Source organism: Corynebacterium sp. HMSC06D04 (assembly GCF_001807315.1).
Lineage (GTDB): Bacteria > Actinomycetota > Actinomycetes > Mycobacteriales > Mycobacteriaceae > Corynebacterium > Corynebacterium simulans.
The window spans coordinates 1-22,806 of record NZ_KV788561.1 but is presented as its reverse complement, the minus strand read 5'-3'; the positions used below and the strand labels follow the sequence as shown (position 1 = coordinate 22,806).

At 59.3% G+C, this 22,806-nt stretch carries 22 protein-coding genes, 1 tRNA gene and 1 pseudogene; 14 read left to right on the top strand and 10 right to left on the bottom strand.

Annotation, left to right across the window (positions count from 1 at the left end):
• Position 1: 1 nt before the first annotated feature.
• From HMPREF3155_RS11055 to HMPREF3155_RS11030, 6 genes are all read left to right on the top strand, one after another.
• Positions 2-1,435 carry a serine/threonine-protein kinase gene (locus HMPREF3155_RS11055; protein WP_070433329.1) on the top strand — a complete coding sequence of 478 codons (1,434 nt, stop codon included), beginning with the start codon at positions 2-4 and terminating at the stop codon, positions 1,433-1,435.
• A gap of 3 nt (positions 1,436-1,438) precedes the next feature.
• Complete coding sequence (pknB, locus tag HMPREF3155_RS11050) at positions 1,439-3,379, top strand: Stk1 family PASTA domain-containing Ser/Thr kinase (RefSeq protein ID WP_070433328.1); 1,941 nt, start codon at positions 1,439-1,441, stop codon at positions 3,377-3,379.
• Between the two features lie 70 nt (positions 3,380-3,449).
• Complete coding sequence (gene crgA / locus HMPREF3155_RS11045) at positions 3,450-3,722, top strand: cell division protein CrgA (protein ID WP_061925608.1); 273 nt, start codon at positions 3,450-3,452, stop codon at positions 3,720-3,722.
• A 16-nt stretch (positions 3,723-3,738) separates the two neighbouring features.
• Positions 3,739-4,827: a sensor histidine kinase gene (locus HMPREF3155_RS11040; RefSeq protein ID WP_061925605.1), complete on the top strand. Its 1,089-nt coding sequence runs from the start codon at positions 3,739-3,741 to the stop codon at positions 4,825-4,827.
• 62 nt (positions 4,828-4,889) lie between these two features.
• Positions 4,890-5,126, top strand: coding sequence for a hypothetical protein (locus HMPREF3155_RS11035; protein ID WP_061925602.1), 237 nt, complete (start codon positions 4,890-4,892; stop codon positions 5,124-5,126).
• Between the two features lie 6 nt (positions 5,127-5,132).
• On the top strand, positions 5,133-5,783 hold the full coding sequence (locus HMPREF3155_RS11030) for a response regulator (protein WP_061925599.1): 651 nt from the start codon (positions 5,133-5,135) through the stop codon (positions 5,781-5,783).
• 21 nt (positions 5,784-5,804) lie between these two features.
• Here HMPREF3155_RS11030 and HMPREF3155_RS11025 read toward each other — a convergent pair whose 3' ends face one another.
• The 5 genes from HMPREF3155_RS11025 to HMPREF3155_RS11005 all read right to left on the bottom strand — a co-directional run bounded on the left by HMPREF3155_RS11025 (position 5,805) and on the right by HMPREF3155_RS11005 (position 10,079).
• Positions 5,805-6,383 carry a hypothetical protein gene (locus HMPREF3155_RS11025; protein ID WP_061925596.1) on the bottom strand — a complete coding sequence of 193 codons (579 nt, stop codon included), beginning with the start codon at positions 6,381-6,383 and terminating at the stop codon, positions 5,805-5,807.
• A gap of 11 nt (positions 6,384-6,394) precedes the next feature.
• Positions 6,395-6,964 carry a hypothetical protein gene (locus HMPREF3155_RS11020; RefSeq protein WP_070433327.1) on the bottom strand — a complete coding sequence of 190 codons (570 nt, stop codon included), beginning with the start codon at positions 6,962-6,964 and terminating at the stop codon, positions 6,395-6,397.
• A gap of 57 nt (positions 6,965-7,021) precedes the next feature.
• Positions 7,022-8,308, bottom strand: coding sequence for a hypothetical protein (locus HMPREF3155_RS11015; RefSeq protein WP_070433326.1), 1,287 nt, complete (start codon positions 8,306-8,308; stop codon positions 7,022-7,024).
• Positions 8,309-8,827: 519 nt separating this feature from the next.
• On the bottom strand, positions 8,828-9,544 hold the full coding sequence (locus tag HMPREF3155_RS11010) for a rhomboid family intramembrane serine protease (protein ID WP_246817731.1): 717 nt from the start codon (positions 9,542-9,544) through the stop codon (positions 8,828-8,830).
• 13 nt (positions 9,545-9,557) lie between these two features.
• A complete protein-coding gene (locus HMPREF3155_RS11005) occupies positions 9,558-10,079 on the bottom strand; it encodes a peptidylprolyl isomerase (RefSeq protein WP_061925588.1) in 522 nt (173 codons plus the stop codon).
• A gap of 77 nt (positions 10,080-10,156) precedes the next feature.
• Here HMPREF3155_RS11005 and HMPREF3155_RS11000 point away from each other — a divergent pair, with 77 nt between their 5' ends.
• Positions 10,157-10,795 (top strand): HAD family hydrolase, encoded by a 639-nt coding sequence (locus HMPREF3155_RS11000; protein ID WP_061925731.1) that lies wholly within the window; start codon positions 10,157-10,159, stop codon positions 10,793-10,795.
• On the opposite strand, the gene metE is transcribed toward HMPREF3155_RS11000, so the two are convergent.
• Both metE and HMPREF3155_RS10990 read right to left on the bottom strand, forming a co-directional pair.
• Entirely contained in the window at positions 10,775-13,048 is a 2,274-nt protein-coding gene (metE, locus tag HMPREF3155_RS10995) for a 5-methyltetrahydropteroyltriglutamate--homocysteine S-methyltransferase (protein WP_070433325.1), read from the bottom strand. The genes HMPREF3155_RS11000 and metE overlap by 21 nt on opposite strands.
• Entirely contained in the window at positions 13,045-13,968 is a 924-nt protein-coding gene (locus tag HMPREF3155_RS10990) for a methylenetetrahydrofolate reductase (protein ID WP_070433324.1), read from the bottom strand. The genes metE and HMPREF3155_RS10990 overlap by 4 nt, the downstream gene beginning before the upstream one ends.
• Positions 13,969-14,278: 310 nt before the next feature.
• Between HMPREF3155_RS10990 and HMPREF3155_RS10985 the strand changes: the two genes are divergently transcribed.
• From HMPREF3155_RS10985 to HMPREF3155_RS10965, 5 genes are all read left to right on the top strand, one after another.
• On the top strand, positions 14,279-15,154 hold the full coding sequence (locus tag HMPREF3155_RS10985) for a GDSL-type esterase/lipase family protein (protein ID WP_168162318.1): 876 nt from the start codon (positions 14,279-14,281) through the stop codon (positions 15,152-15,154).
• Positions 15,155-15,253: 99 nt separating this feature from the next.
• A complete protein-coding gene (locus HMPREF3155_RS10980) occupies positions 15,254-16,063 on the top strand; it encodes a hypothetical protein (RefSeq protein ID WP_070433323.1) in 810 nt (269 codons plus the stop codon).
• A 116-nt stretch (positions 16,064-16,179) separates the two neighbouring features.
• Entirely contained in the window at positions 16,180-16,383 is a 204-nt protein-coding gene (locus HMPREF3155_RS10975) for a hypothetical protein (protein WP_062036471.1), read from the top strand.
• Positions 16,384-16,474: 91 nt separating this feature from the next.
• On the top strand, positions 16,475-18,049 hold the full coding sequence (locus tag HMPREF3155_RS10970) for an ABC transporter transmembrane domain-containing protein (RefSeq protein WP_070433322.1): 1,575 nt from the start codon (positions 16,475-16,477) through the stop codon (positions 18,047-18,049).
• Positions 18,046-19,827, top strand: a complete 1,782-nt coding sequence (locus tag HMPREF3155_RS10965) for an ABC transporter ATP-binding protein (protein WP_070433321.1) — start codon at positions 18,046-18,048, stop codon at positions 19,825-19,827. The genes HMPREF3155_RS10970 and HMPREF3155_RS10965 overlap by 4 nt, the downstream gene beginning before the upstream one ends.
• Positions 19,828-20,010: 183 nt before the next feature.
• On the opposite strand, the gene HMPREF3155_RS10960 is transcribed toward HMPREF3155_RS10965, so the two are convergent.
• Positions 20,011-20,083, bottom strand: a tRNA-Ala gene (locus tag HMPREF3155_RS10960).
• A gap of 176 nt (positions 20,084-20,259) precedes the next feature.
• Between HMPREF3155_RS10960 and HMPREF3155_RS10955 the strand changes: the two genes are divergently transcribed.
• Both HMPREF3155_RS10955 and HMPREF3155_RS10950 read left to right on the top strand, forming a co-directional pair.
• Complete coding sequence (locus tag HMPREF3155_RS10955; protein WP_070433320.1) at positions 20,260-21,108, top strand: polysaccharide deacetylase family protein; 849 nt, start codon at positions 20,260-20,262, stop codon at positions 21,106-21,108.
• Positions 21,108-21,656, top strand: a complete 549-nt coding sequence (locus tag HMPREF3155_RS10950; RefSeq protein ID WP_070433319.1) for a DNA-3-methyladenine glycosylase — start codon at positions 21,108-21,110, stop codon at positions 21,654-21,656. The genes HMPREF3155_RS10955 and HMPREF3155_RS10950 overlap by 1 nt, the downstream gene beginning before the upstream one ends.
• A gap of 6 nt (positions 21,657-21,662) precedes the next feature.
• On the opposite strand, the gene HMPREF3155_RS10945 is transcribed toward HMPREF3155_RS10950, so the two are convergent.
• Both HMPREF3155_RS10945 and HMPREF3155_RS10940 read right to left on the bottom strand, forming a co-directional pair.
• Positions 21,663-22,148 carry a MarR family winged helix-turn-helix transcriptional regulator gene (locus tag HMPREF3155_RS10945; RefSeq protein ID WP_061925562.1) on the bottom strand — a complete coding sequence of 162 codons (486 nt, stop codon included), beginning with the start codon at positions 22,146-22,148 and terminating at the stop codon, positions 21,663-21,665.
• 81 nt (positions 22,149-22,229) lie between these two features.
• Positions 22,230-22,463: pseudogene (locus HMPREF3155_RS10940) on the bottom strand (succinate--CoA ligase subunit alpha); the annotation flags it as partial.
• Between the last annotated feature and the right edge of the window lie 343 nt (positions 22,464-22,806).

The following is a 22,806-nucleotide window of genomic DNA, read 5'->3' as shown; positions in this document are numbered from 1 at the left end:
AGTGAGCAACTCAGATAATAAAGAGCATCTCCAAGCCCTCATCGGTGATGACTACCAGCTGCAGTGGATCATCGGCCACGGCGGCATGTCCACGGTGTGGCTGGCTGACGACGTCCGCGGTGACCGCGAGGTAGCAATCAAGGTACTGCGCCCTGAGTTTTCTGATAACACCGAATTCCTCAGCCGCTTCCGCAACGAGGCTCAGTCAGCGGAATCCATCAACTCTGAAAACGTGGTGGCCACTTATGACTACCGCGAGCTCGAGGACAACGGCCGCACCTTCTGCTTCATGGCGCTCGAGTACGTCCGCGGCGAGTCGCTCGCTGACCTTCTAGCCCGCGAGGGCGCCCTGCCGGAGACCCTCGCGCTCGATGTCATGGAGCAGGCAGCACATGGCCTTGCCGTGATCCACCGCATGGGTTTGGTGCACCGCGATATCAAGCCCGGCAACCTCATGATCACCCAGAACGGGCAGGTCAAGATCACCGACTTTGGCATTGCCAAGGCAGCAGCTGCGGTTCCACTCACGCGCACCGGCATGGTGGTCGGCACTGCGCAGTATGTCTCCCCAGAGCAGGCACAGGGTCTCGATGTCACGCCGGCTTCCGATGTCTACTCCTTGGGCGTCGTGGGCTACGAGATGCTCGCCGGCAAGCGCCCGTTTAGCGGCGATTCCTCGGTGTCCGTCGCGCTCGCGCACATCAGCCAGGCGCCAGAGCCACTCTCGACGTCGATTAGCGCCCCCGCTCGTGAGCTCATCGGGATTTCTCTGCGCAAGGATCCCACCACCCGTTTTGCGGACGGCAACGAGTTCACCAACGCCGTCGCCGCAGTGCGCAACGGCCAACGCCCGCCACAGCCTAAGTCGGGGGCATTGGCACCAATGGCGGCCGAGCCTTCCCCCTCCGCGTCCACGGAGATGCTCGCCAGCGTGGCCAACCCCAAAACCGCCACCCCGGAACGCGCCCCGGTCAAGGACACCCCACGCCCCGTGCCGAAGGAGAAAAAGAAGAGCTCTGGATTTGGTGTAGGCCTTCTTATTGCTGCCGCATTGGCCGCCTTGGCGGCATTGGGATTCTTCGCGGCAAACTTCTTCAAAGGCGCAGGTGAGTCCACGGAGCCCACCACTCCGCCGGAATCCATCGTGGTTACGGAGTACCGCGATCCCGTAACAACCGAGGTCGTTACCCCCGAAGAAACCACGGAAGATACCCCTGAGCAGGTCACTGTCACCACCACGCACTCGGTTGAGGAGGAGACACCTACGCAGGAGAAAAACACCCCGACCCGGCCGGTTCATACCCCCACGCAGCAGGAAATCCCTACTACTGTCCAGCAGGAGACCGAAGTCAATGAAACACCAACGTCTCCAACCGCAGTAGACTCGCTGCCTGATAACCCCCTAGAAAATCTACTACCCCAGGATGGTGCCTAGAACATGGTCAATGACCGCTACCACCTTCGCCAGGTCATCGGATCCGGCGGCATGTCTGAGGTTTATGACGCCGAAGACACGGTTCTGGGGCGCGCGGTTGCTGTCAAGATGCTGCGCCCCGAAATGGCGCGTGACATTAATTTCCGTGAGCGCTTCCGCCGCGAGGCTCAAAACTCCGGCAAACTGAACCATCCCAACATCGTCTCTGTTTTCGATACCGGTGAAAAGACCGTCGATGGCATGGCGATCCCCTACATCGTGATGGAGCTGGTCAACGGCCGTACCCTGCGCGATATCGTTCGTGAAGACGGCCCACTTCCAGCTCAGGAAGCAGCGCAGCTGCTGGCACCCGTGGCAAATGCACTGCAGGCTTCCCACGAGGCCGGCATCATTCACCGCGACATCAAGCCCGCCAACATCATGCTCACCAACACCGGCCAGGTGAAGGTGATGGACTTCGGCATCGCGCGTGCGCTCGATGATTCAACCTCCGCCATGACACAGACCTCTGCGGTCATAGGTACTGCTCAGTACCTATCCCCGGAGCAGGCCCGTGGAAACCCAGCGGATGCACGCTCCGATGTCTACGCATTGGGCTGCGTGATGTACGAGGCCGTCACCGGCCGCACCCCTTTCGAGGGCGAGACTCCGTTCGCGGTGGCGTACCAGCACGTTCAAGAAGAGCCGATTCCGCCTTCGCAGTACATCGACACGACGCACCTGACTAATACCCAGCGCCTCAACATCGATGCGGTCATTCTGACTGCCATGGCCAAGCACCCGGCGGATCGGTACCAATCCGCCTGGGAGATGAGCGAAGACCTGCAGCGCATGGCCAATGGCCAGCTCACTGAAGCTGCGCGCGGCCACGTTAGCGAGGAAGAGCAAGCGACTTCGATGGTCTCTCCCGTTGTGGGTGCACATCGCGCTCCTGTGCAATCCACTCGCCCGGAAGAGGAAGAAGAGGGCGGCAATGGCTTGAAGTGGCTCGCGCTTTTCTTGGCGGGCCTGTTGGTTGCCATCATGGGCTACTTTGCTTGGGACTTCTGGAATGCCTCGCGCGAGGAAGATCGTGCTGCTCAGCAGCAAGAGGAGGCGACCGCCCGCGCCAATATGGTCGTTGTTCCCGAGGTAGAAAAGCGCCCACGCAACGAGGTCGTCGCCGAACTCGAGAAGATGGGCCTGCTGGTTACCGTCAACGAAGAAGCTAACCCGGATATTAAGCGTGGCCAGGCAATCCGCGTGAACCCTGCGCCGGGTTCGGAGCTGCAGAAGGGTTCCTCGATTACGTTGACTGTTTCCTCCGGTGACGAGATCACCGATGTGCCGGATCTCTCCGGTATGACCTTGGAAGAGGCGGGCAAGGCGCTTAGCGACGCCGGGCTTTCCCTCAACGAGCAGGTCGAAGAGAAAAACGACGATGCTCCTGCCGGCCAGATCATTTCTCAGAATCCCGCCGGCGGCTCGCAGCTGTCTAAGGGCTCAAAGGTCAAGGTCACCGTGTCCAAGGGCAAGGAGGAGGCGAAGGTCCCTGACGTAACCGGTATGCCACAAGACCGCGCTGTCAGCATGCTGGAGTCGGTGGGCTTTGAGGTCAACGTCAACGTCGTGGACTCCCAGGAACCGGCAGACCGCGTTCTATCCGTCAGCAGCCAGGGCGGCAAGCTGGCCAAGGGTGAGACCGTCACGATTGAGGTCTCCAATGGCATGCTCATCACGGCACCGAACCTGTTGCACAAGACGCCTTCTGAGGCTGAGTCCGCACTGCGCTCTGCCGGCTGGCAGGGTAGCGTGCGCACCGGCCCCGTTGTTCCTACCGGTGCGCTGGTGGATAACGGCCGCGTGGGCTGGGCTTCTGTGAATGCGGGCGATACTATTCGCAAGAACGCAACCGTGGAGCTCCGCGTCTGGGAGTTCACCACCACGGAGCTGCTCCCGCGCTAGTAGCAAGCGAATTTCGCCTGCTAAAGTAACCGTTAAAAAGAATGCCTAAAGAAAAGTTGAAGGTTTAGCAATGCCAAAGTCAAAGATCACCCAGAGCTCGGGCGTTCCGCAGTCCTCTAGCTCTGCGGCCAACCGCACTCCGGTCAAGATCAATTCCGAGGGCACGCCAAAGTGGTACATCGCCATCATGCTGGGCCTGATGATCATCGGCCTGCTGTGGCTCGTGGTCAACTACTTGGCCGGCGAGTCCATCCCATTCATGCAGGAACTGGGCCCATGGAATTACGGCATCGGTTTCGGCCTAGCCATCATCGGCCTGCTCATGACGATGGGCTGGCGCTAAACTTCATCACCCTGCCATGAGCTCTACGAGGTTCTATAGCTTCGCCGGCGTCGGCTTCATCATCGCCGTGATGCTGACCGTGGCCATCGATCCACTATTCCTCTCCCCCGGTGCGCTGTTGCTCGCCGTCCTTGGTGTGGCACTTACCCCGCTCGGTATGAACCACCCGCTGTGGGCGGCTGCGGCTTATAGCGCGCTTTTTGGTATTTGCACATGGCATACTGAATGGCGCTCGTTCTTATTGGTCGCATGGAGCGCAGTCATCGTTGGGCTAATTTCCTACCGACGTCCATGGACTCACGCCGTTATCCCAGGACTGGTGCTGGTACTTCTTTCCATTATCGATCCTGCACAGGGCATCTGCACCTCGCTCGACCTCTTTAGCTTTGTTCTGGTGTCCGCGATCAATTTGCTGGGTATCATTTTCGGCGTTTGGCTAAAAAAGGCGCGCCAACGCAGGCTCGCCGCTGAGCAGAGGAACCAGGAATACCGACACGCGCTGATGACCACGCTGCATGATTCCGTGGCAACGACGTTAACCTCGGTGGTCATGCGCTCAGAAACACTCGGCCTTCTAGAAACCAACCCGAAGGTGGCTGAGAACTCCACAGCCATCGCGGATGACGCACGCAAGGCAATGGGTGAGGTCCGCGATCTGCTGCGCCTTATGAAAAACGAGGACCTTCCAACGTTAAAGAAAGCACGCTCGACCATCGCAGAAGAACTGGAAGAGATGCAGAGCTTCCTGAGAAGCCATGGTTTCGAATGCACTGTGAAAGGAAAGCTCGGGAAATTGGCGCGTTCCATGGCTTTGCCCAACGATCTGCATTTGGTCTTTTCAGAACTTAGCGCCAACTTGATCAAATATGCCGAAGCAGGTTCCGAAATCACCATCCGACTACGACGCAATTACCGCGGTCTCGATATAGAAGTCCATTCACTCATCGCTGAAGCCCAGGCAGATCAACATATGACGACTAGACTGGGTCTTTCAGAAATCGAAAAAAGAGTTGCTGCAGCAAACGGCACTTTCAGCAGCGGCCCCCACAATGGTAAGTGGGTAAGTGCGCTTTATATCCCAATTTCCAACATGGTGCGCAGATAAACTTACCTTGTAGTAGGCTAAGGCCTATCGTCTTTATTTCTCTCCCCAATAGGAGTATCCACATGCGTTTTCGTTCTGCTGCAGCCGCTGCCGGCGCCGTACTGTGCCTTACCAGCACCCCATTTGCTAGCGCTGCTTCTTCCTTCGGTTCTTCCAGTGCCGCTGAGTCTGCTACTCAGACTGAGACCGCCTACACCGGCGGATTTACCTACTACACCTCTCAGGCGGAAGACTTTGCAAACGCTTTGCGTTGCTCCACCAGCCCGCAGCGCTGGTGGTGCGCAAAATACCGCCACTAAGCCTCGATGTCCATAAGAGTCTTTCTCGTTGATGATGACCCGCTGGTCCGCTCGTCACTGCGGCTTTATTTCGAAACCACCGATGACATCGAGGTGGTAGCTGAGGCAGCTAATGGCGCAGAATGCCTCTCGATGCTGGACAACGTTGATGCCGACATCGTCTTGGCAGATATTCATATGCCCACGATGGACGGCATCACTTTGCTGCGCAAAATCAAGGAAAGGCCCTACCCGCCAGTTTTCTTGGCGGTGACATCCTTTGACTCCGATGACACCATGCTCAAGATTCTGCAAGAGGGCGGCGCTGGTTACATTCTGAAAAATCAGCGACCGCAATCCATCATCGATGCTGTCCGGGAGGCCATCCACGGCGGCACCGTCGTTGCACCCGTAGCGATGCACCGCCTGGTGGGATACATCGGGGATGCGCCCCGTAAGGATCCGGTCGCCACCGCCATCGAGACGCATCACCTCAGCACCAACGAGATCAATGTGCTCAAACTGCTGCTACAGGGCAATTCGAATTCCGAGATCGCAGCAGCGCTGGAGATCTCAGAATCTTCGGTGAAAAAGCACGTCTCCAGCCTCATCATCACCTTTAACGCAAGCACCCGCCTAAATCTTGTAACCAAGATTTTAGGCGGGGCAGGTAGCTAGGCACTGAGGCTAGAACACGGCTTAATACACCGGGGCGTCGTCAATGCGTAGCTCCGAATAGCGCGAGTACGGTACGCTGACAAAGTACGGCGCACCCTTTTCTACCCACTGCTGATCCTCAGAACAACGTACATCCTGCGAATCCGCGTCGAGCATCATAAAGCCCCACACGAGCTTGCCTTGCTGATTGGCTTCCAAATCGTAGGGGCCAATCTTTTGACCGAGGCTCCAATGGATCTGGTGGACGAAGTTAAAGCCAAACGTGTTCGACATGTACTTTTCAATGTCGCCGATTGGCTTCACTGAAACGCTGACCTCAGTGGTCTGCGTACGCTTATCAGTCACGGTGTGGCTGACTGGAACAGTGTAGTCGTTGCGATTAGCCACGCTGGCGGCATCAGTCTGCTTAAACCACATGCGCTCCGCCGTGACATAGGTGCCCTGTGCGCCCGGTGTTGCACAGTGCGTGCCCGGCTTGTAGTCATCATTCCAGCGCTGCGGCAGGCGGTAGGAAGCCGCGCCGTCGACAGCCTGCGCAGCCGGAGTGGCCGCACTTACTGCCACCAGCAATGCTGCGGCGATGCGTGCAAACTTGCGCACAGTTGCCTCCCTTAGTTGAACTTCATGTTGTCGCGAGTAGAAACCTCAACGTGGCGCTCTGCTGGCAGCGACGCGGTGAAGGTCTCGCCGGTGCCCTGCCAGGTTCCGTCCTGGCCGCACACGGTCTTCTCGCCTTCAAAGTCGGAGACAACCCAGCCCGCGCGCATGACGGCGGTCTTACCAGGTGCAACGTTGTACGGACCGACGGTCTCGCCCACCTCGTAGGTCTGGGAATCGGTGTAACCAGCGTTGAACTTGATGTTGACCAGCTTCAAGATGTCGAAGTCAACGCCTACGGAAACGTTCCAGGTCTTGGTCTTGGTCTCCTTGATGGAACGGGTCAGTGGCAGCGGCTCAGCGTTGTAGTTGGAGACGGTCCAGGTGCCTGCGGAACCATCAAAGTAGGTGCGGACAATCTCAACGGTCTGGCCGGTATCGCCTGGGTTGACGCACTTTTCACCGATGGTGGTCGGGTTAGCAGCGCCGTGGTTAACGGCAGGCAGTGCCATTGCTGGTGCAGCGGCGATGGAAGTTGCAGCAATTGCGGATGCTGCCAGTGCGAGAGTGCGGTTAAAGCGCATGGTGTTACTCCTATTTAGTGAGAAAGAAAGTGGGGTTGGTAGGCGGTGTCGATAGTGTTAATAGGCGGTCTGGGTCGCAACTGGTAGGTCACGCCACTCATCTGGGGTGACGTCAACCTTGCGGGTCGAGCCATCCTTGCCGGTGACGGTGGCTTCTGCCCAGAAACCTGCCGGCGCAGAGGCCTGCTTGAAGTCGTGAACGAGGCTGTACTTTCCGTCGCGGCCACAGTGCAGCTCGCTGTAGTTCACGCGCATCATGGTGGTGCCGTATTCGATGCGTGCGCGCTCACCTGGCTTAAGGTCGAGCGGCGCCAGCGCGGTACCCACCGGCATGTAGGCACGCTGTGCGGCACCGATGGAGCCGAGCCAGCCCTCCGGCAAGCGGCCTTTATTGCCCAGCCAGTTCATCTGGCCGTTGTACTGCGCGCCCACCAGGTGGTCGGTGATGCCACGATAGGTGTAGTCAGCCTCAGTCCAGTTCATGAAGTCCTGGGAAAAGCCCGGCTTTCGGAAAGTAGGAGCTACGCCCTCAATGGTGTTCGGGTACCACTGCATATCGCCAGCGGTGCACTCTTCACCTTCGCTCGGCCAATTCTCGCGCTGCAGATCGGTCGCAGGGTTGACCACATGGTCCTGCTTTTCATCGGCAATCTTCTCCAGGCTTGGGCCGGAGACGGCATTGTAGCCACCGTCAACAACCTTGCTGTTCGCACCCGGCGCGCGGGAAGGAATCTCAAGCGCTTGGTCATCAACGGTGCCGTCGGCGTGGATTACGGTTGCCCAGGCATAACGCTCGGCCGGTGCGGTACCACGGATGACATTTGCACCCTGGATATTGGTGTAGATGCCATCCTTGCAGTCCACAAACATGGAAATGAAGTCTTTTTCCACGGTGCCGTATTCCACGCGGAAGGAATCGCCAGGCGCAAGCTTGATCGGCCCGATGGTTTCCCCCTCTATCCAGCCGTTGGACAGAGTCAGACCGATGTCTGCCTTTGCGGTGGTGTTCCAGTTGGAAGGCCACTTGGCGGCAGAGTTTGCTTCGATCTCGTGATTAGTACCGGATTCGACGGTGGCGGTGTACGGAACCGTCTGCTTGGTGGTGTTGGTGAACTGGATGGTGCCATCCGAAAGGTAACGGCGGCCAGTTTCACCAAAGTGCCAATCCGGATAACCCGCTGCAGTAGCTTCTGCTGGGCTGCACTCCTTGTAGAGATTCTCAATCGGATAGCCCTGTGGCATGGCGGGGATCTCTGCGTGTGCCGCAGCAGGGGCAACGAGGCTTGCCGCAGACAGTGCGGCGGCTGCTACGTAGTAGCTGAGACGGAGGCGGGGAATGCGCATCGCTACGTTTCCTTTTATTCACTATTTTTTGAAGTTTGAGGTTCACAGCGGCGCGGTCTCTCCCTCCACGCGCTGTGAACTACTCACATGACGCTAGTAGGCCACCATCGCATCCTTCAATACCTCAGATACTTTCGGATAATCGCCACTTGAGCTTGCATTTTCCAGAATTTTCCCAGCTATTTTTGACTCCGCGCGCAGCCAAAATTGTCCTTTCGTACACACCCGCTTCTGCCCCCCCGTTCCCGAGTTGCCAACAAGATGGGAAGAAAGTTATCCACAGGCTGGGGATAACTCTGTGAAAATCAAATTCCCCAGGTTTCTTCCACAGCCTGTGGATAACAGTTTTCACGCACTTCCACAGGGGTTAAATTGCAAGGATGTAAGTCTTCTTGCCTGCGTGATCAGGCAAAACTCCGGCCATGCGTTCGAGAAATTACAAAAATGTAGTTATCCACATTGTGGATAACTACTGTGGAATTCTTTCGCACAAGCGTTTTGGTGAATAACTCGCCGGAGTTATCCCCAAAACCCAGCTTGAAGGCCTAAAAAGAAACTTAAAGCCAAGAAAACCGTGAAAACTCCGGTCCATCGCACTCCCCGACGGCTGTTAAAAACAAAAAATGCGAGAATCACGCCTGTGAACAAACCACCCAAATGACCCCATAGGGATACACCGGACATCAAAAACGTATAAGCCACGTTGGCCACTACAAGAACAATGGGTGCCCGCAGATCCATACCGCGAGAGTTGTAGAGCCCTACCAGCAATGCCAGCAGTGCATAGATAGCTCCCGAGGCCCCCACCGTCGGTGTTTGGTAATCCATCCCTAGCACGGCCGCTGAGGCGCCCAGCAAAGAGAGCAGATATACACAGGCATACAACGCCCCACCTAGGGCCTGCTCGATTTCGCGTCCTACGAGCAAAAGCAGAAACATGTTCACCGCTAGGTGTCCGAGATCGATATGCATAAACCCGGCACTTATCGCCGTCAACGGTGCAGCCTCAAAGTCCGGGCCCCACAACGTCCAGTCATAGGCCAGCGAAGAGCCGTAGTAGGACGCAGTAAGCGAATGCGACTGGATGGCGGTAGCCGCCCACGTCAAGGCGCAAAAGGCGATGACTGTTGCGGTGACCGGCGCTTGTTTTAGGTAGTTGCGCAATGTCTTTTCCATATTTTCCCCAAAAACTTCAATGAGCCCACCGCCACTTTTAATAAGTGGTGGTGGGCTCAATTGTTAAGAGCTCTTAGGCGATCTCGATGGACTCGATGATGACGTCCTCACGTGGGCGGTCCATGCGGTCCGTATCAACCTTGGCGATCTTGGACACGACTTCCTGGGATGCCGGGTCGGTGACCTCACCAAAGATGGTGTGGTGGTTGTTCAGGTGCGGGGTCGCAGCCACAGTGATGAAGAACTGGGAGCCGTTGGTGCCTGGGCCAGCATTTGCCATAGCCAGCAGGAATGGACGGTCGAACTGCAGCTCTGGGTGGAACTCATCCTGGAACTGGTAGCCAGGGCCGCCACGGCCGGTGCCGGTTGGGTCGCCACCCTGGATCATGAAGTTATCAATGATGCGGTGGAAAATTGCGCCATCGTAGAACGGTCCGGACTGCTCGCCCTTTGCGTTCTGGGTGGAGTAGTCCTTCTCGCCCTTTGCCAGGCCGATGAAGTTCTCCACGGTTACCGGTGCATGGTTACCGAACAGGTCGATAACGATATCACCGTGATTGGTGTGCATCGTTGCAGTTGCGGTCTTCTGAGTCATGCCGACTATTGTATGGAATTTCTTGCTCGCGCGCCGCAAATGACATAACGCCCTAAGCGATCACTATGCTTGAGCCTATGATTCGCGCTGTGCTCTTCGACCTCGATGACACTTTGATGGACCATACCTCGGCTATGCGCGAGGGTCTCGACGAATGGTGCCGCGAGCTAGGGCTTCCCACTGGCCAACATGAACGCTTTGCCGCCATCGAGCGCAAGTGGTTCGCCGCCTATGAGCGCGGCGAGGTCACCCATCATGGCCAGCGCATCGCCCGTTGCCGCGAGTTTCTAGAAAAAGACCTTTCGGAGCACGACGCATTGCAGGCCTATTCGGGTTATCTTGCCGCATACCAGCGCAATTGGCGCGCTTTTGCCGACGCCCTGCCCGCCCTGCAGCGAGCCCTGCAAGCAGGTCTTCGCGTTGGCGTCCTCACCAACGGCGCCCGCGAGATGCAGGAGGCAAAGCTGCGGGCCGGCAAGTTAGATCTGCCAGAGGTGCGTCTCATCGCCACGGTGGATCTGGGAATCCCTAAACCGCAGGCCACCGCCTACCTGGCTGGCTGCCAGGTGGTGGGTTCTACTCCCGCAGAAACGCTGATGGTGGGTGACTCGCTGGCTAACGACGTCGAGGGCGCCCGCGCCGCCGGGCTGCAAGCGGTGCACCTGCGTCGCGACGGCTCGGGCGATATTTCTGGCCTAGACCAATTGGGGTTCTAGCGCGGAGGCCAGCACTTCCTCGCGTGCCAAGACGAGATTGCGCAAAGCCGCTTCCGTCTCGGCGTAGCCGCGGGTCTTAAGACCACAGTCTGGGTTAATCCACAGCCGCTCAGCCGGCACATGGCGTAATGCTGCACGGATGAGCTCGGCCATCTCCGCCACGGATGGGATGCGCGGCGAGTGGATGTCATAGATGCCTGGGCCAATCTCCGAGTGGAACTTCTCATCGATGTCTTGCAGCAGCTCCATGCGTGAGCGCGCCGCCTCGATGGAGGTGACATCGGCATCGAGGCCTGCCACCGCATCGATGATCTGCCCGAACTCGGAGTAGCACAGGTGCGTATGAATCTGAGTGGTCGGTTGCGCCTCGAGGGCAACCAAACGGAAAGCACGCACTGCCCAATCAAGGTAAGCCTGGCGTTCTTCTTGACGCAGCGGCAGCAGCTCCCGCAGTGCGGGCTCGTCGATCTGGATGATGCTGATGCCGGCGTCTTCGAGGTCATGCACCTCGTCAGCCAGCGCCACACCCAGCTGATCCGCGGAGACTGATTGATGCACGTCATCGCGGGTAAAGGACCACGCGAGGATGGTTACTGGACCGGTGAGCATTCCCTTGACGTGCTTTGCAGATAGCGACTGCGCGTACTTGGCCCACTCCACCGTCATCGGCTGCGGGCGGGAGATGTCACCGACAACGATTGGCGGACGAGTACAGCGCGAGCCATAAGACTGCACCCAGCCATTTTCAGTGACCACGAAGCCATCGAGCAGCTCCGCGAAGTACTGCACCATGTCATTGCGCTCCGGCTCGCCGTGCACGAGTACGTCCAGCCCTAGACGTTCTTGCAGGTCGATGACCTGCGCGACCTCCTTGCGCAACGCCTTTTCATAATCGGCGTCGGAAAGCTCGCCCTTGCGGTGCGCGGCGCGCGCGGCACGAATCTCCTGGGTCTGTGGGAAGGAACCGATCGTGGTGGTCGGAAGCTGCGGCAGGCCCAGGGACTTCTGCTCCTCGATGCGCTCGGCAAACAGCGGCTGACGCTGGACCTGCCCTTCCGGCAGCCCTGCCGTGCGCTTGGCGACGTCCCGGTTATGCGTGCGCGCCGATTCCGCCCGGGTACGCACCGCGCGATCAGCCTGGGCATAAGCCTCTGGGGCATCAAGCGGGCCGGCGAAAAGGGCCACGACCTCGCGTACCTTTTCATCAGCGAAGGAGAACCACGTCGCGACGTCAACTGGCAATGTGGTTTCGGCAACGACGGTATGCGGAACGTGCTGCAAAGATACCGAGGTAGTAACCGAGGCGCCCGGAAGCTGCTCCAGCTTGGCACGCAGATCGCGCAGGTTCGCCGCCCACACATTGCGGCCATCAACAAGGCCCGCGCTCACGTGCACCGGCAACTGCGCTACGCGCTCCAAATAATCTGGTTCCAGCGCCAGGGTTCCCACGCTCAAGTCCACCTGGACTGCTTCTGGGCGTAGCTTCGCAATCGCGTCCAATCCCCTGCGAGCTGCGCCATAAGGCGTGGTCAGGTAGATCTGTGGGCGCTTCGCAGTGCCGAGGATGCGTTCGTAGGCCTGAATAAGGGCGTCGGCAAGCGTAGCGTCATCTGCTGCCTGCAGATCAGCCACCAGCGCAGGCTCGTTGAGCTGAATCCACTCCACGCCCGCCGCATGCAGGTACCCAAGCACCTCGATATAGGAATCCACCAGCTTGCCCAGGTGCTCGAGAGGCTGGGTGTGGGAACCTTCCGCCGGCTTGGACAGCGCAAGCAGCGTCACAGGACCCACCAGCACTGGGCGCACCTTGTGGCCTGCTTGCCGGGCTTCCTCTACCAGCTTCAGCACGCGCTGCGGACGCGCCTGAAACTCCTGCTCGTCAGCAATTTCTGGGACGATGTAATGATAGTTGGTGTCGAACCACTTGGTCATCTCCAGTGGTGCTGCCTGTGCATTTCCGCGCGCAAGACGAAACTCATCGGCAAGGGTTTCGCCCTCGACTGCGCCCACCGTCAGCGCGGTTTCGAGGACGTGGTCGTAATAGGCCACGTCCGCCGGGATTGCATAATCCTCGCGCAGGCCGAGGTCATGTAAGCGGGCATAGGTATCAAGGCGCAGCGAGTGCGTGGCCGATTCAAAGGTCTCCTCATTGATCTTGTCGGCCCAGAAGGCCTCGAGTGCGCGCTTTAGCTCGCGGTTCGCGCCGACGCGCGGATAGCCTTCGATGGTTGTGTGAGGAAATGGTGCGTTCATCGATTTACTCCGATTCTGCTCAGTAGGTCTTGGGTGATGGCTGGGTTGTTATGCGTATATATATGGAGGCCCTCCGCGCCTGCGCGCAGAACGCCGCGCGCGAGTTCGGCCGTGAGCTCCATACCGATTTCTTGTTCTTCTTCTGGGGTTTTCGCTGCCGCGAGCGCTGCCCGCACTTTTGGCGGGACGTCGAGCCCGGACAGCCCCGCCATTCGCTCAAGGCGGGCCACGCTGGTCATCGGCATGATTCCGGGGATAAGCGGGATACGCACGCCGGCGAGCCGGGCGCGTTGATAAAAGCGCGCGTAGTCTTCCGGGTCGAAGAAGAGCTGCGTTATGGCGAAATTCGCGCCCAGGCGCTGTTTGGCCAGCAGGACATCGATGTCCTCATCAGCATTGGCTGATTCCGCATGACCATTGGGATAGCACGCCACGCCGACGGCCAGGTTGCCTGCGGCGAAACGTGCCGCTTGCGCTGCTTCCCGACGCCGAATGAGCCGGATTAGCTCATCAGCATGCTGCAGGTAGCCCGCGGGCATGCCGTCTTCCGGAAGATCCCCGCGCAGTGCGAGGAATCCGCGGACACCGGAATCGACGAGTACGTCGACCCACTCGCTAAGTTCCCCTGGGCCACCGGCGGTGCAAGCAAGATGCGCCAGGGGACGCATCGAGGTAGTGCGCGCAATCTGCTCAATGAATGCGGCCGTGCCACGCAACCATCCGGAGCGCTGCGAGCTGGTTACTGCGATGTAATCAGGGTGATAGCTCTGCAACACTGCAAGCAGTTCAGATGTCTTGCTCGCATCGGCGTCGTTGCGCGGCGGAATCACTTCGAAGGAAAGCGCGGTGCGCTGACGCACCCGAGCCGTCCATTCATTGATTTGGTCTAAAGGCGCAGAGGCCGAGAGTCGCGGAGTCATGCCCACCTCCTTCGCTGGTCACTTCGACTTCGTTGAGATGAAATGTACCAAGCGGTCTATTAAGAAAGGAGGGCTAAATTTTAGATACTATCTTTAAAACGGTTCTGCCTGCGGGGTTAACGCTTATTTGCGCGAATAAAAATCGCCCAAAATGAACCAAGCTGTCTATCCAAAAGGCGTGGCGGCGGGGGTAACCGGCCTGAAAAAAGCAGTAGAATCAAGGCCAATTCCCAATGGCAGACTTGTCTGTACCACCTCTCTTAAACAAGTTGCGACCAGCTCCAAACGCAAACGACATCGAGGCTCTCTCTTGAAAAAACATAAGATTTTGACCAAGCTCTCTGCTGTCTGCGCTGCAGTAGTAACCACCGCAGCTCTTGGAACGGCAGCCGCATCAGCTCAGCAATCTGAGACGATCCTCTTCGGCGACTCCATTTTTGCCAACCCCACCTTCGATCAAATCGGCTCCCCCATTGCCGAGCTGTCTAGCGCCATGAAGATCGGCAGCGACCCAGGCGCTCCGAGCCCACAGGGCTGCCCGCAGGGCGCATCCAACGTTGGCCGCGAGCTCGGCCGCGCCTCGGGCCAGCGCGTCATCAACTACGCTTGCTCCGGCGCTACCGCTGCTGGCTCCACGCCGCGCTCGGACTTTGTCCAGCAGGTAGGCCACGCGGTTGATACCCACACCCTCAACCCGGGCACGCGCAACGTGCTGATCCAGTTCGGTTTCAATGACGTCGTCAACACGAACTTCATCGTTGACCCGAACCGCACGGCTTATAAGAACGCGATGCGCAATCAGATAAACCGCATCCGCGCTGCCGCCCCGAACGCCAAGATCACCCTGGTGGGCTATCCAGCCTTTTCTGCGGCAAACGGCTCCATTTGCCCAATCCGCATCAAGGAGAACCCAGGCCTAGGCGCTAACCTCTCCGCGCTGGGCAGCGTACGCACCATCGAAGACAACGTTAACCACGCGATGTTCCAGGCCGCCCAGGAAAACCATGTGAACTACTTTGACCTACGTTCGGCCACCATCGACCACAATATGTGTGCGCCGACCGGCATGCGCTGGATGGGAGGCGTCTACGAGTTTGCGGAGCCGCATAACTTCTTCAACCACCTGACCCACTCCGGCAACGTTGGCGTGGCGCGCATCCTTTCGGATCGCGTCCTCGCACGCTAGGAAATCCACATAAGGATTAAACGCTATAGTGGCGGGGCCCTCGCGCCGTCACTACGCTGGGGTGAAGCGCACCATAAACTAATTTAAGGAGCATCTGGGATGAACCCCACCGCAATTTCCGCCTCCATCGGTCTAGCGAACAATCTGTGGAGCCGTTTCAAGGATTACCGCGAGGAAAAAGAACTCGAAGCTTATGCCGCCCTTGAAGGCGCCGCCGCACGTGCGGAAAGCCGCAGCAAGGATCTCTTCCCAGAGGCACGCCGCAACGCCGGTGCTGTAACCCAGGCTGCCCACGAGCGTCTCGAGCGCACCATCGCCGAGCTCAAGGAGCGCGGCCAGGAAGCTGGCAAGCAGGCATCTGAACGCTTCGAAGAGGCTCGCAAGGATGCCAAGAAGGCGCAGAAGAAGACCAAGAAGCAGGCAAAGAAGCAATCCAAGGCTGCACGTAAGGCCGCAAACAAGGCGCAGAAGCAGAGCGCAAAGAAGCTGAAAAAGGCAAAGAAGGTCAACTTCCGCAAGGAAGACAAGGGCTCCAAGTTCTGGCCATTCGCCCTTATCCTGACTCTTGTCTCCGCAGTTGCCGGCGGCGCTTACTACTTCTTCAAGATCCGCAAGGAAGCTCCTTCCGAGGTTCCACCTCGCGTTGAGGACTTCGGTGGCGGCGCAGACGCAGCGGCTGAGGGCTCCACCTTGGTCTACACCTCCACCTCCGAGCAGGACCTCAAGAAGGATTCCGACCTCGCTGAAGAGGGTGTCGTCGAGCGCGATGAGGAGCTGCTGGGCTCCATCGATGAGCAGCTGGCAAAGCACAAGGAAGAAGCTGCGGCCGCTGAGGCCGATACCTCCCGCATCACTGATGACCGCGAGGATGAGGGCAAGCACCGCCTGCAGACTGACGAGCAGGAGTAGTAATATCCCCCGAGCAAGGGGGTAGCACTCAAGTTGTCTTGATCTCAATTCTTTGATTAAGAGACCTAGAGCTGATTGAATTCTTGAGTATTTCGAACCTATCTCAAGGAGAGTAAATGAGCTTCGAGTCTCTCATTGTCAAGCTCAAGAGCGGAGCGACCTACTACTTCCCAGCCGGCTCCGTCAGCGGGGATCCTTCACATCGTGTTGACAATCTCCGCTTTGCAATTGAGAACGGCACTATCTTCCGTTCTGTTGATGACAACGGTATCGACCGCGAGTTCTCTGGATACGACGTATCGAATTACCACCTTGCATAAAACCTGCAGAGCATAAAACCTGCTAAGGCTGCCTTTCTTTCCGGATAATCCGAGCAAAGGAAGGCAGCCTTTTCTTATAGGATAAGCAGCTATGACTGTCTATCCTCGCATGAAAACCTGGTCTTGGTACCTGCCAAGCCAGCCACCCGCCGGGGAGACCTCTCTCACCGAAACCACCAATTGGTCTAAACCCCGCAGCGCAACCCGGCGCCTGCTCTTTGCGCAGCCGGTGGGCGTGGCCGGCATTCTCATCTCCGCCACCATCAACGCGCCATTGGGCGCGCTTGTCTCCGTGGTCATTGGCCAAGCCACGCAATACGCATTCAGCGACCCTTCCTGGCGCACGCTCGCCATTCCAGTGGCGTTGACCGCACTGCTGCTTTTCATCGTCTATCTCGCCGAGGCCACCGCGGATGCCTTCACCGATCTCAGCCAGGCCCGCACCACGCATACGCTGCGGCTCGGGCTGCTGGAGAAGCTGCTCAGCGCTTCTACCTCCGGACTTAACCCGGGCCGCCTGCTCAACACGATGGACGAGGATTCCCATTACGTCGGCCAGCTCAAGCAGGTGCTCAACTTTCCGCTGACCATGGTGGGCTATCTGCTGGGTGCGATTTTCAGCCTAGCGCCGATCTCGTCCGTGGTTTCCATCGTGCTTTTGATAGGTGCCGTCGTCACCGCGGCGGTATCTTGGGCCACCGCAAAACCGTTGACGAGCGTGGCGGCAGCCCGCCGCCAAAAGGAAAACACGGCGCTTTCGCTCGCAACGGACTATGCACAGGGCTCCCGCGTTATTAAAGGTCTAGGCGCTAACGAGGTGGCCAAGCAACGCTTTGGCACCGCTGCACACACCGCCCTCGACGACATGCTGCGCGAGCTGCGTCTTAGCGCTTGCCTGAACTGGTTGCGTCAGATGGTACCCACCGCATTTACCATCGGTCTGCTCGCATGGACCTCATGGCAGATGTACCTGGGCAATATTTCCCCAGGTGGGATGATGAGTATCACGATGCTCGCCCCACCGGCGCTCAACGTCCTTGGGATCGCACTGGGCCATCTCACCGAGGCGTGGGCGCGAGCTCAGGCCTCGGTGGAGCGCATCGGTGAGTTGCTGGAGGATCTGGATAAAGGCGACGTCGCAAAGCACGGCAATGCACTTTCCTTAAGCCCTGGCCTGCAGGTCTGGGTACCGGAGACCACCAAAGGGCGCGCGCTTGTCGACGCCACCATATCCCGCCTTTCTGCTCACGGCGCCCTGTGCCCGCCGCACCGGATTTCTGTGCTGGAGGGGACGCTGGCCGATAACATCAATCCGCTCGGCAACATCCCGGCATCGCAGGTTCGCACGGCGCTTGAGGCCGCGGCCTGCGAGGACATCGTCGCTCGTCTCGGCGGTTTTGATGACTCTGGCACCTTGCCGGATGCCCCCATTGGGGAGGCTGGACTGAACCTGTCGGGCGGTCAACGCCAACGCGTTGCGCTTGCCCGCGCGCTTGCCGCGGACCCAGAAATCTTGGTGCTTGACAACCCCACCACGGGCTTGGATTCGCTAACACTCGCGACGGTAGCTGAGCGCGTGGCGCGCTTGCGCAAGGACCAGATCACCGTCGTAATCAGCGGCGCGTCGACGTGGGCGGCTAACGCGAAGGAGGTGCTAGAACTATGAGTAAACCCGCAGCAGATGCCCTAGCTCCTGCCTCCGCCCGTGAGTCCTGGCAGTTCCTTCGCACGCTGCCTTCCGCGCCGTCGAAGGCGAAGCTGGCGCTGGTATTCGGCATCTTCACTCTGACCATCCTGATGATGAACCTGGGCTCGCAGGTACTCGGCCGCCTCGTTGATATCATCCAGGGCGGCGAAGTCCCTGTGATTGGCTCTGGGCGCAATGCGATGATTGCTGCACTATGGATCATCGCAGCCTGCCTCCTCGTTGAGGTCAGCGGCCGGGCGCTCGGCGGCTATCTCATCAACGCCCGCACGCGCCGACTGGCTGTGGATCTGCGTACCGCAGCTCTCGACTCGGTGCTGCGCGCGCCCGTGCCGCGCGTGATGGAGCTGGGAACCGGCAACGTGATCACGCGCTTGTCTAAGGACATCGACACCGTGGTCACGGCGGTGGCCATGATGGGCGAACGCCTCGCCGTCACCATCTTCATCCTGCCGCTTACTTTCCTGACCATGGCTTTCATCCACCCGGCTTACCTTTTGCTGTGCATGCTCGCAGTCGCTGTGATGTATCCGTTTATCAAGGGAACGATTCGCGATATCCCCGCCGTGGCCAACGCCGTCTCCACCGTGGAGGCCCGCCGCAACAACGTATTGCTCGATACCATTCGCGCCTTGGAGACCCTCCGGATTTTCCGCCTCGACGGCTGGGCCACGCGCCGCATGGAGGACTACTCTTGGCACACCGTGCAGGCTTGGGGCGACAAAGTGCCGCTTATCAACCGCATCATTGGCCAAGGCAGCATCGCTTTCGGAGTGCTCCTGCTGGGTTCACTTTCGATGTCGGTTCCGATGGTGGCGTGGGGATGGCTCACACAAGGCCAGGCCACGGCCGCGGTCTTGCTGATCATGCGCCTAGAGATGCACGTTTTCAACATCTTGTTCTTCGCTGGGGAAATTCAGCATTCGGCAACTTCCTTGGGCCGCGCTGTGGCGCTGGCTCTGCTGGGCGCTGACGTGCCGACCAAGGAAGTAGCGCCGCTTGAGCAAGCCCCCGCGGTGCATATCGACGGCGTGAGCTACTCCTACCCCGGTGGCGCCAAGGTCTTAGACGGCATTAGCCTCACGCTGGCGGCCGGCACCACGACCGCGCTGGTGGGCACCTCAGGCGCAGGCAAGTCCACCTTGGCCGCACTGGTGGCCGGGCTGCAGTACCCCACTGCGGGCAGCATCCGCCTTGACGACGTCGACACAGCAACGGTGCCCAATACCTGGGTGACCGAGCATGTCGCGCTGATTACCCAGGAGGTCCACCTCTTTTCCGGCACCCTGCGCGAGGATCTTCTGCTCGCCCGGCCACATGCTAGCGATGCGGAACTATGGGCAGCCCTACACGAGGTGGGATTGACGGAAGACTCGCGCTGGCTTCCCGACGGCCTCGATACCCGCATCGGCGCCGGCAACGAGGAGATGGGCGCCGAAGCCGCCCAGCAGATCTCGCTGGCGCGCATGGTGCTGCGGCAGCCGCCGGTGCTCATCATGGATGAGGCCACCTCAGAGGCCGGCTCTGAACACGCCGCCGTGCTTGAGGAAGCCGCCCGGGCCGTCACCCGCGGGCGTACCTGCCTAGTGGTGGCGCACCGCTTGGACCAGGCTCGTGAGGCGGACCGCATCATCGTGATGGAGCAAGGAGAAATCGTCGAAGACGGCGATCACGCCTCACTCATGGCGCGCGGTGGGCGCTACGCCAAGGCCTATGCGCAATGGGAGCACGGCCACTAAGCCAAACTTGGCCCGACTAAACTCCCTCCCCTTCTCTCCTTCACTTCTCCTCTCTTCGAGAGGTGGTCCCCTTTGCTTGGCTCCCTTTGTGGGGGATGCAGAAGCGAGTCTCGAAAACGGCGGGCCGAGGACAACGCAGGAACGACGAAACCCGGCACCGAATGGTGCCGGGTTTCTGGGCTGTGGAGCATAGGAGAATCGAACTCCTGACCTTCTGCTTGCAAAGCAGATGCTCTACCAATTGAGCTAATGCCCCAGTGCGTTTAATGCTACCCCAGGGGTATCGCAGAAAGAAAATCGCCGGCTCAGCCGCTAGCCCCACCGGTCACAACAGTTAACTATTTTCACTCTGGTTGCGTGTCACTAGGGCTTTTAGAAACGGCAGCGACCATAATCAAGGAACAGAAATACCCTCGTTAGAAAGGCTTTTGCATGCGCCGCCTCGCTGCCGCTACCGCTGCACTCTTACTAACCGCCGCACTTCCAGTTTCAGCCCACGCAGCGCCAGCAGCGCGCTTCCCGGTCCCCAACTTGCCGCAGATGCAACTGCCGAACCTCCAGCAAGAAGCCGAGAAGCTCAACAATGACTTCCTAAACTCCTTGCCACCAGAGCTCGGTTCATCGAGGCCGGCACCACAAAAGCGCACCCCGAGTCCAGCACCTGCACCGACGCAAAAGTCTGACTGCTCCAACTGCGTCGCCATCACCTACGACGACGGCCCCAGCACCCTCACCAACCAACTGCTCGACACCTTGCGCGAAAAACACGCACACGCCAGCTTCATGGTGCTTGCCCCTAACGCCACAGCCCACCCAGAGCTGCTGCGCCGCATGCAGGCAGAGGGGCATACCATCGGCAACCACACCAACACGCACCGCGAGCTAAACAAGCTCGCCGCCGGCGACGTCGACGGGGAAATCAAGGCAGGTGCCGGCGCCATCAAGGCGGCAACCGGCCAGAGCCCTCGTTGGCTGCGCCCACCGTACGGCGCCACCAACGGCACTGTCGACGCCGCGGCCAAAACCAACGGCCAAGCCGAGGCCATGTGGTCCGTGGACACGCTGGACTGGAAGGACCGCAACTCCGAGCACGTATGCAGCGCTGCAGTCAGCGGCGCGCAGCCGGGCGGCATCATCCTCATGCATGACATCCACGCCACCACGGTTAATGCTGCCAACTGCGTCATCGACGGCCTGCGCGCCAAGGGGCTCGAGCCGGTTAGCCTCGATACTCTTATCCCCACCCCACAGCCGGGGAAGCAGTACTACTCTCGGGGCTAATGATTGATTTCTCGGCTCCCGCAGACGTGGTGGCGCCTCAGCTTTTGGGTGCCACGCTCACCTTCAATGGCGTCAGCATCCGCCTGACGGAAGTCGAGGCCTACCTTGGCGCCGAGGACCCCGCCGCGCACACGTACAACGGCCCGACCCCGCGCAACGCCACGATGTTCGGCCCGCCCGGGCGCCTTTACGTCTATGCCTCCTATGGCATCCACCGCAACGGCAACATCGTGTGCGCCCCGGAGGGCACGGGCCAGGGTTGCCTGCTACGCGGCGGCGAGGTCATCGAAGGTACCGAGCTCGCTTTCCGACGCCGCGGCACCACCGACTTCCATAACCTCGCCCGTGGGCCGGGGAACCTCGGTAAGGCGTTAGGACTCGACCTCACAGACAACGACACTATCCCCACGATCAAGGAAAGGGCCTCCGAACCGGAATGGGTTCGAGGCCCTCGCATTGGTATCAGTAAGAACAAAGACGCACCACTGCGCTTTTGGATTCCTTTCGACAAGACCGTCTCGGCGCGCAGAGGCCTGCCGCCAAGCTAATGAGACCTAGTAACGCCCGCCGTAGCGTTCATCGCTCTCGATGGCCGCGAGGATGCGATCGTTGATCTGGTTGAGCTGGCGCACCTGCGTGCGAGTGAGGTTGTCCATCACGGAACGACGCGCCTGGGCGGCGTGCCCTGGCGCGGTGGCGACAACCTTGTCCCAGCCGGCGTCGGTAAGCTGCGCCAGCGTGGTGCGGCCATCATTCGGATCTGGACGGCGCGTAACCCAACCTTGCTTCTCCAAGCGCGTGACCACCTGGCTAAGCCGTGAGAGCGAGCCGTTCGCCGTGTACGCAAGGTCGCGCATGCGCATCTCACGATTCTCCGACTCAGAAAGACGAGACAGAACGGTGTACTCGAAGAAGCTCAAGCCGGCGTCGTCACGCAGCTGGGCATCCAGAATGTTGGTTAAGCGGATGGTGACTCCCATGAGGGATACAAAGGAAGCGAGTTCCTCCTCATCGAGCCACTTCTTATCCTTCTCGGTCATGAAATTAATTCTAGCAATGAAGCTTTATTTGTTAAGCATCTGCTAGGCAGATTTCAGCGCTTCCCGGAGAAGCTGCGCCGCCTAGCTCGGAGTCTTGCCGACCTTCACGCCGGCCTCCTCTAACGCAGCCTTCTTGCCCTCTGCGGTTCCGGATCCTCCAGAGACAATCGCTCCTGCGTGCCCCATGGTTTTGCCCTCCGGCGCGGTAAAACCAGCAATGTTGGCCACCACCGGTTTGGTCACGTACTCCTTGATGTAGCGTGCGGCATGTTCTTCGGCGTCGCCGCCGATCTCGCCGATCATGATGATGGCCTCGTAGAAAGAAACTTAAGTACTGCCACCCGCGCAGTTTTTACCGCCAGCACACGTATCTTGCGCGAGACCACGCTGCAAAAATACGCCCGGACTGGACTTTTCGGACACGAAGCGGCCAAGATTAGACGCCAGATCCTCGACCAGGCCGAGCCGTTTAACGCTGCCCACACCACCAACTGGGGACTACCTTGAAAGCCCACCGTCACGCGCGGCTAACGCACACGAGTCCACCGGCCGATAAAAACGCCCAGTACGCGTGTGTATCATGCGCGTGCTGGGCAACTTTCGCTTTCAGTGCGATGTCCTCCTTTTAGGATGCTGCGAGCTTTTGGGCGCGCTGGTA

Excerpts from the sequence above, each read along its gene's own strand:
- pknB (WP_070433328.1), top strand. The coding sequence starts at position 1,439 with ATGGTCAATGACCGCTACCACCTTCGCCAGGTCATCGGATCCGGCGGC.
- crgA (WP_061925608.1), top strand. The coding sequence starts at position 3,450 with ATGCCAAAGTCAAAGATCACCCAGAGCTCGGGCGTTCCGCAGTCCTCT.
- HMPREF3155_RS11040 (WP_061925605.1), top strand. The coding sequence starts at position 3,739 with ATGAGCTCTACGAGGTTCTATAGCTTCGCCGGCGTCGGCTTCATCATC.
- HMPREF3155_RS11035 (WP_061925602.1), top strand. The coding sequence starts at position 4,890 with ATGCGTTTTCGTTCTGCTGCAGCCGCTGCCGGCGCCGTACTGTGCCTT.
- HMPREF3155_RS11030 (WP_061925599.1), top strand. The coding sequence starts at position 5,133 with ATGTCCATAAGAGTCTTTCTCGTTGATGATGACCCGCTGGTCCGCTCG.
- HMPREF3155_RS11020 (WP_070433327.1), bottom strand. The coding sequence starts at position 6,964 with ATGCGCTTTAACCGCACTCTCGCACTGGCAGCATCCGCAATTGCTGCA.
- HMPREF3155_RS11015 (WP_070433326.1), bottom strand. The coding sequence starts at position 8,308 with ATGCGCATTCCCCGCCTCCGTCTCAGCTACTACGTAGCAGCCGCCGCA.
- HMPREF3155_RS11005 (WP_061925588.1), bottom strand. The coding sequence starts at position 10,079 with ATGACTCAGAAGACCGCAACTGCAACGATGCACACCAATCACGGTGAT.
- HMPREF3155_RS11000 (WP_061925731.1), top strand. The coding sequence starts at position 10,157 with ATGATTCGCGCTGTGCTCTTCGACCTCGATGACACTTTGATGGACCAT.
- metE (WP_070433325.1), bottom strand. The coding sequence starts at position 13,048 with ATGAACGCACCATTTCCTCACACAACCATCGAAGGCTATCCGCGCGTC.
- HMPREF3155_RS10990 (WP_070433324.1), bottom strand. The coding sequence starts at position 13,968 with ATGACTCCGCGACTCTCGGCCTCTGCGCCTTTAGACCAAATCAATGAA.
- HMPREF3155_RS10980 (WP_070433323.1), top strand. The coding sequence starts at position 15,254 with ATGAACCCCACCGCAATTTCCGCCTCCATCGGTCTAGCGAACAATCTG.
- HMPREF3155_RS10975 (WP_062036471.1), top strand. The coding sequence starts at position 16,180 with ATGAGCTTCGAGTCTCTCATTGTCAAGCTCAAGAGCGGAGCGACCTAC.
- HMPREF3155_RS10970 (WP_070433322.1), top strand. The coding sequence starts at position 16,475 with ATGACTGTCTATCCTCGCATGAAAACCTGGTCTTGGTACCTGCCAAGC.
- HMPREF3155_RS10965 (WP_070433321.1), top strand. The coding sequence starts at position 18,046 with ATGAGTAAACCCGCAGCAGATGCCCTAGCTCCTGCCTCCGCCCGTGAG.
- HMPREF3155_RS10955 (WP_070433320.1), top strand. The coding sequence starts at position 20,260 with ATGCGCCGCCTCGCTGCCGCTACCGCTGCACTCTTACTAACCGCCGCA.
- HMPREF3155_RS10950 (WP_070433319.1), top strand. The coding sequence starts at position 21,108 with ATGATTGATTTCTCGGCTCCCGCAGACGTGGTGGCGCCTCAGCTTTTG.
- HMPREF3155_RS10945 (WP_061925562.1), bottom strand. The coding sequence starts at position 22,148 with ATGACCGAGAAGGATAAGAAGTGGCTCGATGAGGAGGAACTCGCTTCC.